Source organism: Streptomyces sp. NPDC048254, from assembly GCF_043201895.1.
Taxonomy (GTDB): domain Bacteria; phylum Actinomycetota; class Actinomycetes; order Streptomycetales; family Streptomycetaceae; genus Streptomyces.
In genome coordinates this window covers 66484-79528 of the sequence record NZ_JBICZJ010000030.1, presented here as the reverse complement: position 1 = coordinate 79528, position 13045 = coordinate 66484, and the positions used below count along the sequence as shown (strand labels likewise).

The following is a 13045-nucleotide window of genomic DNA, read 5'->3' as shown; positions in this document are numbered from 1 at the left end:
GCGGGCCACGCCGGCCCGTACCGGAACGTCGGTGCACATCGCCGCCGGCCGGCGCGACGGCGGAGCCTTCGTCCAGGACCTGCGGCTGCCGTACGCCGGCGGAGAACCGGTGCGGCACACGGCGGACCGCACCCTCGAGGAGATGACCCAGCCTGAGGTCCTCGCGCACATCGGCCCCCGGCCGGCGGCGCACATCGACCAGACGGACCACTTCAGCGGAGCGGACCCGGTGATTCGGGCGGACGACAACAGCGATCGGAGACAGCCACCGTGGCAGGCAAACCCTATGTCGTGATCAGCGGTGACCCGGACACGGCCTCGTGGCGCGTCCTGCTGGTCCCGCACTCGGGAGCCGGAGCGGCCAACGCGCGCGTCCTGGTCCCACACCTGCCGCCGGACTGGCAACTGGCCGCCGTCAGGCTCCCCGGCCGGGAGTCCCGCATCCGCGAGCCGGTCGGAGACCTGCCCGGCCTGGCCGCCGACGTGGCGGCAACGGCGCGCGCTCTTGCGGGCTCGGCACCCCTGCTGGTGGTCGGCGTCTGTGCGGGCGCGGTCATCGCCCTGGAAGCGGTACGGACGCTCCAGCACTCCGATCCGGGGCTGGTGGCGGGTCTCGTCACCGTCTCCTACTGGTCGGTGGACCATGCGCCGGACACCACGCGACTGCTGCCCGACGGTGACGACACCAAGGAGCTGATGGCCGCGGTGCGCGGCTTCGGCTACGTCCCGCAGCACGTCGCCGACGACGACATGGCGCACATCTACCTGCCACTCATCGTCGCCGACATGCGGGCCGTCCAGGACTACCGGAGCGAGCCCGAGCCCGTACTCACCTCGCCCCTCCTGGTGATCTCCGGCGAGGACGATCCGCTGTGCCCTCCGGAGCGCGTCGCCCGCTGGACACCGTTCGCCGAGCGGACCCGGCAGGCCCGGATCCCGGGCGGACACATGCTGCTGGTCGAGCGCCCGGCGGAACTGGTGGGAGCGATCGCCGCGAACCTGGACCACTTCCGATGAGCCCCGCCCGCGCAGGCCTCCCGCCACGACACGAACCCACGACCACACACGACGAGAAAGGTGCGCGGTGATGGAAGCGACCGAGACAGCGGCCGAACGGCGGCTCGACCTCCTCCTTCTCCGGCAGTGGGAGCGCGAGCCGGATCTGCCGGCCCTCATCCGCGGCGACAGCGTCGTCACCGCGGGCGAACTCAAAAGCCGGGTGCTGGCTCTGGCTGCGGCGCTCCGCGACCAGGGCGTGGTCGACGGCGACCGGGTGGCGGTCTACCAGCCCCGCTCAATCGAGTTCGTGGTGTCCGTGCTGGCCGTCGTGTTCGCCGGCGCGGCCCACGTCGCCTTCGACGTCGGCGACCCGCCCGAGCGGACCCGGCACGAGATCGAGGACTGCACAGCCCGTCTGGTCGTCACCACCCAGGAATGGGCGGCCCACCTTGACCCGCCGGCGCCGGTCCTGCTGGTCGACGGCCACCGGCAGCCGGCCCCTGACCGGCTCGCGCGACCTCACACAACGCCCGACGCGCCCGCCGTCGTCCTCTTCACGTCCGGCTCCACCGGCCGCCCCAAGGCCTCCGTCATCAGCCACGCCGCGGTTGCCTCCCGGATGGCGGCCTTCCAGAGCGGCCACCCCATGGGACCCGGCGACCGCGTCCTGCACCACACCACCTGCACCTTCGATCTCTACCTCGCCGAGCTGTACTGGCCGCTGCTGGTCGGCGCGGCCGTGGTGATCGCCGAGCCGGGGCGGCAGCGCGACGCGGCCCATCTCGCGCGGCTCATCCGCAGCACACACGTCACGACGTTCTGCTGTGTTCCCTCACTGCTGGAACTGTTCCTCCTCGACCGCGACGGCGACGAACGCTACGACGGGCTCAAGTACGTCATCGCCGGTGGTGAAGCCCTCGGCGCCGACCTGGTCCGGCGCTTCCACGCACGCTCCACCGCCTCGCTGACCAACATCTACGGGCCCAGTGAGTGCACCGTCTTCGCCACCGCCTGGACCTGCCCGCGCGACCCGGATCCGGAGCTGGTGCTCATCGGCCCGCCGATACCGGACACGACCGTGCATCTCCTCGACGAGAACCGCCGGCCGGTCCCCGAGGGGCAGCCGGGCGAGGTCTACATCGGAGGCGTGGGGGTGGCCGACGGATACCTGGGCCGTCCGGAGCTGACGGCGGAGCGGTTCGTCACCGGAGTCCCCGGCACCGAGGGCCGCCTGTACCGCACCGGGGACCTGGCCCGCCGTCACGCGGACGGCGCACTGGAGTTCCTGGGGCGGATCGACCACCAGGTGAAGATCCGTGGGGTGCGAGTGGAGACCGGGGAGATCGAGGCGACGGCGCTGCGCTGTCCCGGGGTGCGCCAGGCCGCCGTGGTCGCCGCCGGTGACGGCAGCGACAAACGGCTGTACGCCTACGTCGTACCGGAGCCGGACGCGGATCGGGCGGCGCTCCCCGACGAGCTGCGCGACCGCCTGGGGGAGTGGCTCCCGCAGGCCATGCGGCCCTCCGCCATCGCCGTCCTCGACGCGCTGCCCCTGACCCAGAACGGCAAGCTGGACCGGCGGCTGCTGTCGGAACGTGCCCTGGCCGAACGCCCGGCGCCGCCCACGCCGCTTCCGGCCGCCACCGACCTCTCCACCCCCGACCGCATGGAGAATCTGGTGTCCGGGATCTGGCGGGCGGTGCTGGGCGTGCCCCGGCTCGCCCATGACGAGGACTTCTTCGACATCGGTGGGGACTCCTTCCGCGCGGTACAGGTGATGGGCGCCGTCCAGGACGCGCTCGGCCGCAAGGTTCCTCTCGACGTCCTGCTGCGCCGGCCGACCGTGCAGTTGTTCTCGACCGAGTTGCTGGCGCTGACCAAGAACGAAGAGCCCTCGCGCTGACCCCCTTCCGCCTCGCCGTCCGCCCTCCCGAAGAGACCGGAGCTCAGTCATGGCCACCACTTCCGACCTGGACTGCCTGATCATCGGCTACAACGACGTACCGTTCTCGCAGCAGTGGAACCGGGTCAGCAACCGCGGCGCGCGGGATCCCGAGCGCCTGATGTTCATGCGCGACCATCTGCTGTTCGACGGCGAACGGCTGCCGTACATGGACGTGATGAACAAAGTGCTGCACCGTGCGGGGAAGATGGACGAGAACGTCTACATCCACGGCGGCGAGACCCCCAACCTCGCCGCCCACTACCTGGCCAACTACCTGCTCAGGCACGGATTCACCGCGGAGTGCACCAGTCTCTTCGGCTGCGAGCAGGACCGCATCCGCGACATCCTCCAGACCCGGCGCCCCCGCACCGTGGCGATCACCACCACGTACTACATCATCCCGAACCCGGTCGTGGAGATCACCCGCTTCATCCGCGAGGTGCTGCCCGAGACGACGATCGTGGTGGGCGGCCCGCTGGTCGGCAACCTGCTCAAGGACCTGGAGAAGGACGAACTCTCCGAGGTCCTGACGTGGATGGACGCCGACGTCTACATCAACGAGTCCCAAGGAGAGTGGACCCTCACCCAGGTCGCCGCGGCGCTCCGCGACGGCGGCGACCTGAAGGACGTACCGAACCTGTTGCTGCCCACCGGTGCCGGTGACTTCAAACTCACCCGTATCAAGGCCGAGGCCAACGTCCTGGACGAGTGCGCCATCGACTGGTCCACGTTCGGCGACAGCCTCGGCCCGACCGTGCACACCCGCACGGCGCGCAGCTGCGCCTTCAAGTGCAGCTTCTGCGACTACCCGATACGTGCGGGCGCGTTGACGCTGGCCAGCGTGGAGACCGTGGAACGGGAACTGCGACAGCTCGACCGGATGGGCGTCAAGCAGATGGTGTTCATCGACGACACCTTCAACGTGCCCGGACCCCGGTTCAAGGAGCTGTGCCGGATGATGGCGCGCAACGACTTCGGATTCCAGTGGTACTCCTTCTTCCGCGCGGGCACGGCCCGCGACGAGGAGACCTACAACCTGATGGCGGAGAGCAAGTGCCGCGCGGTCTTCCTCGGCATCGAGGCCGGCGACGACGGGATCCTGCGCAACATGTCGAAGGTGGCGACGCTCGACCGCTACCGGGTCGGCATCGAACGCCTGCACGCACGGGGCATCGACACCTTCGCCTCGTTCATCTCCGGGTTCCCCGGCGAGACCGAGAAGACCGTCCAGAACACCATCGACTTCATCAACGAGGTCGGGCCGACCTTCTGGCGCACCGAACCCTGGTGGTACAACCACCGCGCGCCGGTGCAGAAGCAGGCGGCCGAGTTCGGGCTCACCGGACGGGAGTACAGCTGGCGGCACAACACCATGGACATCAACGGTGCCGTGGACGCCTGCCACGCCCTGTTCGACCAGGTGACCAACTCACTGTGGATGCCGGGATACAACTTCGACTTCTGGGCGCTTCCCTACCTTCTGGGCAAGGGCCTCGCCATGCCGGACATCATCGAGTTCCACCGGCTGGCCCGGCAGATCATGGACTACAACGACCGCCCGGGTGCCGGTCCGGCACCGGAGATCGTCGACCGGATGTACCACGTCTTCGACAACGCGCCGCGTATCACCGGAAAGTACCGCCCGCCCGCGGGACGGGAGACCGTGCCCGCCATGGCGGCCTGAGCGACGCGACCGCGCGTCGCGCACTGCCCCTTTCCCGCCTTTCCGCAGCGCCAGACCACGAGGATGGAACCGCATGACCGCGCCCCAAGACCTGCTCACCCGGGGGCTGTCCCCGGGAACGTCGTTCGAGACCGCCGGCGTGCATGACGTCTTCGCCCGGCGTGCCCGGGAGCATCCCGCCGCGACCGCCGTCGCCTCGGTGGCGGGTCCCGACACCGCCTGGGCCGACACCGAGCAGCTCACGTTCGCCGAACTCGACGCGCTCGCCGACCGGTTGGCGCACCGGCTGATCGCTCTGGGCGTCGGCACGGAGTCCCGGGTGGGCATCTGTGTCGAGCCGTCCGCAGGGCTCGCGGTGGCCATGCTCGGCATCATGAAGGCGGGCGCGGCCTTCGTGCCGCTCGACCCCGACTACCCGGCCGCCCGGCTGAGCCACCTGTTGGAGCACTCCGGCGCGGCCGTGGTCGTCGCGCAACCGGAGACGGCGGCGCGGCTCCCGCACGGCAACGCCGAACTCCTGCTGCTGGACGCCGGATTCACGGAGATCGCCGGTGAGCCCGCGCTGCCGCCGCGGGTGGCGGTGAGCCCGGACAGCACGGCCTGCGTCATCTACACCTCCGGCTCCACCGGCGCGCCCAAGGGTGTGCTGATCACTCACCGTGGTCTCACCAACCTCGCGCAGGCCGCGGCCGGCACCTTCGGTCTCGGGCCCGGTCAGCGATTCCTCCAGCTCGCCTCCGTCAGTTTCTCCGCCGCCCTGGAGGAGATCTTCCCCGCCCTGCTCAGCGGTGCGACGCTGCTCATGGCCGGCTATCAGCGGGCGCTGCCGACCGTCCGCCACTTCCTGCAGATCCTGGAGCGGTACGAGGTCACCGGCTTCGAGATCACCACCGCCTACTGGCACCAGCTGGGCGACGAACTGGCCGAGTCCGGACAGCGCCTGCCCGACACGGTCCGCTGGGTGGTGATGGGCGGCGACCGGGTGCGGCCCGACCGGGTGCTGGCCTGGCGCGAGTCAGGGATCCCGCTGATCCACGTCTACGGCCCCACCGAGTCGACCGCCACCGCCACCTACCACCACTCGGGCCGCACCGCGCCTCGCGCGGACGGGCTGCTGCCGATCGGCACCGCCATCGACAACACAGACGTACGGCTCCTGGACGGCGACCTGCTTCCCGTGGCCAGGGGCGACGCCGGCGAGGTGTTCGTCGCGGGCCGGGCCCTGGCCCGCGGCTACCACCGGGCACCGGGCGAGACCGCGGCTCGCTTCCTGCCCGACCCGTACGGACCCGCCGGCGGCCGTATGTACCGCACCGGCGACATGGCGCGGCTGCTCCCGGACGGCCAGCTGGAGTTCCTGGGCCGCACGGACAACCAGGTGAAGATCCGTGGGTTCCGGGTCGAGCCCGGCGAGATCGAGGCGGTACTCCAGCAGCATCCCGCCGTACGACAGGCCCTGGTCACCGTGGAACGGCGGGGGGACGGCAGCGAGAGCGCCGTCCTGCTGGCCCACGTCACACCGGCCACCGGAGAGCGCCCGGCCCAGCCGGACGACCCCCGCGCCGCGCAACTGCACGACTACCTGACCGGGTTGCTCCCGGCCTACATGGTGCCGGCCACCGTCACCGTCCTGGACGCGATTCCGCTCACCGCGCACGGCAAGGTCGACTTCGCGGCGCTGTCGTCCACGGCACCGGGCGGGTGGGACGGCCCCGCGGCCGGCCGGCCGGCCAGGCCGGGCACGGAGGCGGACCTGGCCGCGATCTGGCGGTCGGTGCTCAAGCTCGACCACGTCGCCGCGGACGACGAGTTCCTCGCCCTCGGCGGCAACTCGCTGCAGGCGGTGAAGATCGCGGCACGGCTGCACCGGGAACTCGGCATCGACATCCTGCCGAACGACCTGCTGGCGTCCCGGACCGTCGCCCAACTCGCCACCCTCATCGACGGCAGACGACCGGACGGGCAACAGACCCCGCAGGCCGCGCAGGTGGCCAAAGAGGTCGAGATCCGCGAGATGGCCCAATGGGCCCGCAAACGCGCCGCCATCGAGGCCTCCCTCGCCCGGTACTCCGACGGCCGTCGCGCCGCACCGATCTCACCGGCCCAGCAGGGCCTGTACATGCTCGGCAGACTCGCCGGGGACATCCCGCTGTACAACGAGGCCTGGCAGTGCCGGCTGACCGGAACACTGGACCGCGGCGCGTTCAACCGCGCGATCGAGGAGATCGCCCGACGACACGAGTCGCTGCGCACCTCCTTCGGTCTTCTCGGCGGCAGCCCGGTCCAGTTCGTCGCCCCGGACGCGGACATCCCCGTACGGTACGTCGACGTGTCGACACGACCGCACGACGTGCCGGCACTGCGCGAAGCGGAGATACGTGAACCGATCGACCCGGCCGTGCCCCCGCTGCTGCGGGTCCTCGTCCTGTCCCTGTCACCGACCGAGCACATCGCCGTGTTCACCGCGCACCACCTCATCGTCGACTTCGTGTCGGTGGACGTCTTCACGGACGAACTCGCCGCCTGCTACGCGGCCTTCCACACCGACCGCGACCCGGACCTGCCGGCGCCCTCGCTCCAGTACGGCAACTACGCCCTGTGGCAGCGCAACCACCTGCGGGGAGAGAACCTCGACCGGCTGGTCGACTACTGGCGCGGCCGGCTCGCCGATCCGGAGCCCGAGCCGCTGGACCTCGGCTTCGACCGACCCGTACCGGAGACCGTCGACTACCGCGGCCGGCGTCTGGCGGTGGACCTGCCCGCCGCCCTGCGGGAAGCAGTCCACACGCTGGCCCGGCGCGAGGGCGTCACCCCGTTCATGGTGCTGCTCACCTGCTTCTACTCCCTGCTGCACGTCCGCTCGGGCAGCGACGACCTGTGTGTGGGCACGCCGGTTGCCAACCGGGGAGGTCCGCTCACCGACCGGCTGATCGGCTGCGTCAACAACACCGTCGTCCTGCGCCAGCAGGTGCCCACGGGCGTCCGCTTCCGCGACCTTCTGGCCACGGTGCGCGACAACTGTCTCGGCGCCTACGCACACCAGGCGCTGCCGTTCAACCAGTTGGTGGAGAAGCTGGGCCCGCGCCGGTACCCCGGCCGTAGTCCGTACTTCCAGGTGCTGTTCGGGCTGGAGGACGCGAAGGCGCTGGAGCGCTCCTTCTCCGGACTGACCCTCGACCAGAACGTCATCCTGCCGACCGGATACGCGAAGTTCGAATTGGTCTGCGTGGTCGAGGACCACGGCGACCGGCTGGAAGTGGGCCTGACCTACCGCACGAGCCTGTTCGACGAGGCCACGGCGCGCGACCTCGCCTCGGCATACGAACGGCTGCTCACCCAGTACACCACCGACCCGGACCAGCCTGTCCTGGTCGGAACGGACGCCGCGGACACCGGCGGCCGACGCACCCCTCTCAGCAACACCGTGGAGAAACAATGACGACCGACGCAACCGACGCGCCGGAACGGCCGGCTCCGGACCGGCCCTTGGCCGAACTGATCAGGAACGCGGCGTACTGGCGGTGGGTGGCCGCCACCATGCTGTACCGGCTCCCTCCCATCATGGCCCCGTTCGCCCTGGTCCTGGCCAGCACGCACTACACCGGCAGCCCAGCCGTGGGCGGCATGCTGGTCGGCTTCACGACGGTGCCCTGCATCCTGATCGCGCCGCTGTTCAGCCGCCTGCTGGAGCGGCTGGGCCGCGAACGGTGGACTCCACGGGTCCTGGCCGTGGGTGGCGTCGGGCGGCTCGGGGTGGCCGTCGGCTTCGCCGTACACGCACCGCTGTGGACCCTGTTCGTCCTGTCCCTCATCGGCAACATGGCCACCTTCGGGGTCGGCGGCGCCATCAGGACCCTGTTGCGCACCACGGTGCCGCAGCGACTCATCGGCTCCGCGTTGTCGCTCGACGCGGTTCTCGTCGAACTCATCGTCATCGGAGCACCCTTCGTGGTTTTCGGCTGCGCCCTCCTCGGTCCCGCGTACGCGCTGGCCGCCATGGGTGTCGCCATGCTGGCCGACGCGCTGCTGCTGTGGCCGAAGCCGTCCGGCGCGGCCGTTCTCCAGGACGCGAACGAGGCCACCGGCAAGCCGGAGAAAAAGGACGACGGAATCGCACCCGGCCTCCCGGACTCGGTCGGTGTCTGGCGCAACCCGGCCTTCATGTTCTGGGCGCTGGTGACCATGGCCTTCGGACACTTCCTGGGCACCGCCGAAGTGGGCGCGCTGCCCCGGGTGACCCTCGACGGCGGCGGCGCCTCCGAGGCCGCCGTCCTCACGGCGGTGCTCGGCGGGGCCAGCGCCCTGGCCGGGCTCGTCTACGCCTGGTACACGACCCGGATCGGCGTCGGGCTCACGGTGCGTGCCATCGTCCTGCTGCTCACGATGACGGCAGCCACACTGGTCATCGCCACCGTCTCGGGCTGGTGGGGACTGGTCGCGGGCTTCGCACTCCTCGGTCTGTGCGCCGCACCGCTGAACTCGGTGATGACGGAGGCACCCGGGTACCTGGTCCCGCAGTCCCGGATGTCGGAGGCCTTCACCGTCCTCGTCGCCACGCAGAGCATCGGATACGCGTTCGCCGGCGTGCTCCTCGCCGGTGTCAGCGTCCATCACATGCTGCTGCTCGGCCCGGCGACCGCGGTCGTGGCGCTGGCCGCCGCCGTCGTGCTGCGGCCCGCTCGGGCCGGGGCCGCCCTGGCCGCCGCCGCACGCTAGCTCTCCTGCTGAAGGAACCGGTGGTCCGTCCCCAGGGGACGGACCACCGGCTCGTCATCGCCGTGCGTGTTCAGCTCGGCGGCCGCCGGGCCGGACGCCTGTTCGCGTAGCTGTGGCCCAGCAGTACCGCCTCGGTACGGGTGCGCAGGTTGAGCTTGGTGAGGATGTGGTAGACGTGGCTGCGGACCGTGGCCTCCTGGACATGCAGCCGATGGGCGATGGCGGTGTTGGTGATGCCGTGACCCAGGGCTTCCAGCACCTCCAGCTCCCGCTCGGTCAGCACGTCCTCGACCTGGGGCAGCGACAGGTGCTCGCGCCGGATGCCGTCCGCCATCCAGGCCACCAGGACCTCGGCGATGGAGGCGGACAGATAGGTGCGTCCGCCGTGTGCCTCCAGCACGGCGGTGCCGAGATCACGCTGGCTGGTGTTGCGGTCCACGAAGCCGCGGACCGCGTACTTCACCGCCTTGCGCAGCGCGACGGCGTCGTCCGGCTGCAACAAGGTCACCACGGCCGGTCTCCGACCGGTCGTGACCTGATCGTGCAGCGCCGTTCCTGCTCCGTCCTTGAGACAGTCGCCACCGACGAGCAGCACATCGGTCCGTGTCTGCAGGGCACGGCTGGATGCCTGTCTCGCCGAACCGAAATCGGCAACGATCTCGATCTGTGCGTAGGAGTCGAGGATCGCCCGGATCCCGGCCCGCAGAATCGGGTCTTCGTCCAGGATGACCAGGCGGACGGGCTGGTCCGTCGAGCGGGGCGCGAAGTCGGTGCGAGGAGGTGCGGTCTGACCCTCCGTCGAGGTCAAGGTGGGCTCCTTGGGACTCGTGGCGGCGGTCTCGTCGTGCTCGGGACGAGCAGGGTTCCAGGTCAGAGCGAATCGACAACGTTGTCCCAGGCCAGAGCGGACTGCGCGGTCCGACCTGAGTCCTGCAGGGCCGAGACCGACCCCACTGAGTCCCAGCCGATGCGGTCTCCCGGCAGGGTGACGGAGGCTGCCTTTCCGACGGCGGAGAGGGAAGCGACGGCGAGGGTGGCAGCGGCTACGAGGCCCGCGATCTTGGACATGGGAAGTACTCCTCATTCACGATGCGGCATGGGATCCAGATAAATCCCGAGAAGGACGATCCCTTGCTTACGGTGAGTCAGGGATCAATCCGTCTGGTGCGGCGGTGGCCGGCGACCAGCAGTCTGTCCGACGGGCCAGTGCCGATGGAATACCCACCTGGTGGCACCTCCCTGCCGAGGCACCTAGGTGCCACATCCCTGGTCAGCCCACTTCAGGTCAACTCTGGTGTGATTGAAGCGAGTCGGACCGGGGCACAATCAGCGCGTTGCGTGTGAGACGGGGGAGGGGAGAAGACAGGAGAAAGACGCGCGATGACGATGCTAGCTGTGCTGGGCCTCAGCTCGACGGCCGAAGCCGTATACATGACTTTGGCGGGCCGGCCGCAGTCACGGTCCGTAGAACTCGAAGAGGCACTCGGCCTCAAGGAAGCCGAAATATCCACCGCACTCGCAGAACTGGCCGAGTTGTCTCTCGTCCGCCCGTCAAGAGAAGATCCCGCGAGCGTCCGCGCGGTGAGTGTCCCGGTCGCCCTCACCAAGCTGATACGCAACCAGGAAGTCGAACTGGCCCGACAGGTACAGGAGTTAGCCGCCATGAGGGCGGCGGTGACGGAACCCGCGGCGACCCTCGGCCTCGTATACGACTGCACGGAACGACTGATCGGCATCGACGCGATCGAGACGAAACTCGAGATCCTCGCCCAAGAGGTCGAGGACGAGTGTCTCGCGGTGCTCCCCGGCGGCGCACAGTCCCAGGCGAGCCTCAACGCCTCCCGCCCTCTCGACGAGGAAGCGCTGAGACGAGGAATCACCCTGCGCAACCTCTATCAGGACACCATGCGCCAGGACGAGCCGACGCGTACCTACGCGGAATGGCTGGCCGAACAGGGGGGACAGGTGCGCACCGCCACCGTGCTGCCGCCCCGCATGCTGATCTTCGACCGGAAGGTCGCGGTCGTGCCGATGGATCCAGACAACTCCCGTGCCGGCGCGCTCATCACGCGCGAGCCCGGCATCGTCGCCACCCTGGTCGCGACGTACCAGCTGGCATGGACCGCCGCCGTCCCGTACAGCAGAGGTCAGAGCACGCATCCGGACCACGGCCTGACGGAGACCCAGCACAAATTGCTGACCCTGCTGGCCCAGGGCATGACGGACCAGGTTGCCGCCAAACGACTGGGAATCGGACTGCGCACGGTACGCCGGCAGATGTCCGCCATCATGGAGCGCCTCGGCGCACAGAGCCGGTTCGAAGCAGGAATGAAAGCGGCGCAGAACAGTTGGCTGTGACGTCTCCGCCCCACCCCGCACCCGCGGTCCTCAACTGCCCAAGCCCACACCGCTCCTTCCGCAACGCAGTCCCTCGGTCCCGGCGTCGCGCCGGCGCGGACGGGATCGATAAGGACAGTAGGGACGGAAAAGGCCGGAGACAACCACGATTCTGCTGAGTCGGCATCAATGGAATGTTGATGACGAACTCTTCGACACCAGCGACGAAACGTGCCTGCTTGGAGGCCATCTCATTTGGTGTGTTCGATAGCCTGCTGGCGTGGGAATCGTTGAGCGGCTGGTGCCGGATGCGATCGTGTTCGTGGCGACGTCGGGCGGTGCCGACTACGCTGACACCGTCAGACGATCTGCTCCGCAGACTGCCGCCCACGACCAGCGTGAGCACCCCAAACGAACGTCACACCTGCCCCGTGACCAGCACATTCAAGTGGCCTGCTTATACGCCTGGGAGGCGGAACAGGTCCTCAGGCTGGCGGCGCGGGTGACGCATGATGCCGCTGACACGGCCGGAGTCCCGGGGCACCGGTGACAACGAGCGGGCAGGGAAGGCTCACAGGCAACCGACTGCCTTGGAGCGTTCGCGGCGGACGGTGGCGCCGGCGGAGCGGGGATTGGCGTCGGGGCGGACCTGGAGGATGTCAGCGAAAGCCAAAGGGTTGCTGACACCGGCGCGCACCTGTTTGCGAGCCAGGCGGGCGGTGCCGGGCACACGTCGCGGGATTCGCAGGAGGGCTCCCTGGTCAGGGACATGTATTTCGGCGGCTCGGGTGCCTCGATTGTGTTGCGTTCGCTGATGATGTTCGGCCGCTCGGCAGCAGTGCTCGCCGGGAACGCGGAAGCCGTGGGCGGTGCGCCAGAGAGCCAGGTGCGGATCCACTCGGCGGCCAGGAGTTCCTTGATGGTATTCGCTCCCCACTTTAGAGAATATCCGACACAACACCGAGGAAGCACCTGAACCCATGCGTAATCGAGTCCGCGAGGCGGGTTTTGCGGCGTCAGCCTGGTTGCGCTCGCGCGACCCCGGATTCGCGGCTACCCGACGCGCCGTTCGAGCCGCTGTCGGCGCTTCGGCCCTGTTCACCCTGAGCATGGAAGTGTGCCATTCGTCAGTGACCGCCTACTACGCGGCGTTCGGCTGCTTCTCTATGCTGCTCTTCGTCGAATTCACCGGACCTATGGCCCAACGACTTTGCATGCACTTTGGACTGGCGGTTGCTTGGGCGTCTCTCGTGAGCCTCGGCACGTTCACCGCCCGCGTGACGTGGTTGGCCGTGGCTGGGACCGTGGTCGTCGCTTCGTGATCCCTGTGATCTCGCCGGTACCGTATTCTCAGCTGACCGATC

General features: G+C 69.4%; 10 protein-coding genes. 8 read left to right on the top strand and 2 right to left on the bottom strand.

Annotated features, from left to right (window positions below; genetic code table 11):
* The first annotated feature begins 31 nt into the window (after positions 1-31).
* The 6 genes from ACGFZQ_RS48405 to ACGFZQ_RS48380 all read left to right on the top strand — a co-directional run bounded on the left by ACGFZQ_RS48405 (position 32) and on the right by ACGFZQ_RS48380 (position 9344).
* Positions 32-295, top strand: coding sequence for a hypothetical protein (locus tag ACGFZQ_RS48405; RefSeq protein WP_393845906.1), 264 nt, complete (start codon positions 32-34; stop codon positions 293-295).
* Positions 271-1017, top strand: a complete 747-nt coding sequence (locus tag ACGFZQ_RS48400; protein ID WP_393845905.1) for a thioesterase II family protein — start codon at positions 271-273, stop codon at positions 1015-1017. Before ACGFZQ_RS48405 ends, ACGFZQ_RS48400 begins: the two co-directional genes overlap by 25 nt.
* Before the next feature lie 70 nt (positions 1018-1087).
* The gene (locus tag ACGFZQ_RS48395) at positions 1088-2902 is read left to right on the top strand and encodes a non-ribosomal peptide synthetase (RefSeq protein ID WP_393845904.1); all 1815 of its coding nucleotides are present in this window, start codon (positions 1088-1090) and stop codon (positions 2900-2902) included.
* Between the two features lie 49 nt (positions 2903-2951).
* Complete coding sequence (locus ACGFZQ_RS48390) at positions 2952-4628, top strand: PhpK family radical SAM P-methyltransferase (protein WP_393845903.1); 1677 nt, start codon at positions 2952-2954, stop codon at positions 4626-4628.
* Positions 4629-4701: 73 nt separating this feature from the next.
* Positions 4702-8067 carry an amino acid adenylation domain-containing protein gene (locus tag ACGFZQ_RS48385; RefSeq protein ID WP_393845902.1) on the top strand — a complete coding sequence of 1122 codons (3366 nt, stop codon included), beginning with the start codon at positions 4702-4704 and terminating at the stop codon, positions 8065-8067.
* Complete coding sequence (locus ACGFZQ_RS48380; protein ID WP_393845901.1) at positions 8064-9344, top strand: hypothetical protein; 1281 nt, start codon at positions 8064-8066, stop codon at positions 9342-9344. Before ACGFZQ_RS48385 ends, ACGFZQ_RS48380 begins: the two co-directional genes overlap by 4 nt.
* Before the next feature lie 70 nt (positions 9345-9414).
* Here ACGFZQ_RS48380 and ACGFZQ_RS48375 read toward each other — a convergent pair whose 3' ends face one another.
* Positions 9415-10152: a LuxR C-terminal-related transcriptional regulator gene (locus tag ACGFZQ_RS48375; RefSeq protein ID WP_393845900.1), complete on the bottom strand. Its 738-nt coding sequence runs from the start codon at positions 10150-10152 to the stop codon at positions 9415-9417.
* A 62-nt stretch (positions 10153-10214) separates the two neighbouring features.
* Complete coding sequence (locus ACGFZQ_RS48370) at positions 10215-10412, bottom strand: hypothetical protein (RefSeq protein ID WP_393845899.1); 198 nt, start codon at positions 10410-10412, stop codon at positions 10215-10217.
* Between the two features lie 312 nt (positions 10413-10724).
* Here ACGFZQ_RS48370 and ACGFZQ_RS48365 point away from each other — a divergent pair, with 312 nt between their 5' ends.
* Positions 10725-11702, top strand: coding sequence for a LuxR C-terminal-related transcriptional regulator (locus ACGFZQ_RS48365; protein ID WP_393845898.1), 978 nt, complete (start codon positions 10725-10727; stop codon positions 11700-11702).
* A gap of 959 nt (positions 11703-12661) precedes the next feature.
* Complete coding sequence (locus ACGFZQ_RS48360; protein WP_393845897.1) at positions 12662-13003, top strand: hypothetical protein; 342 nt, start codon at positions 12662-12664, stop codon at positions 13001-13003.
* Positions 13004-13045: the final 42 nt, after the last annotated feature.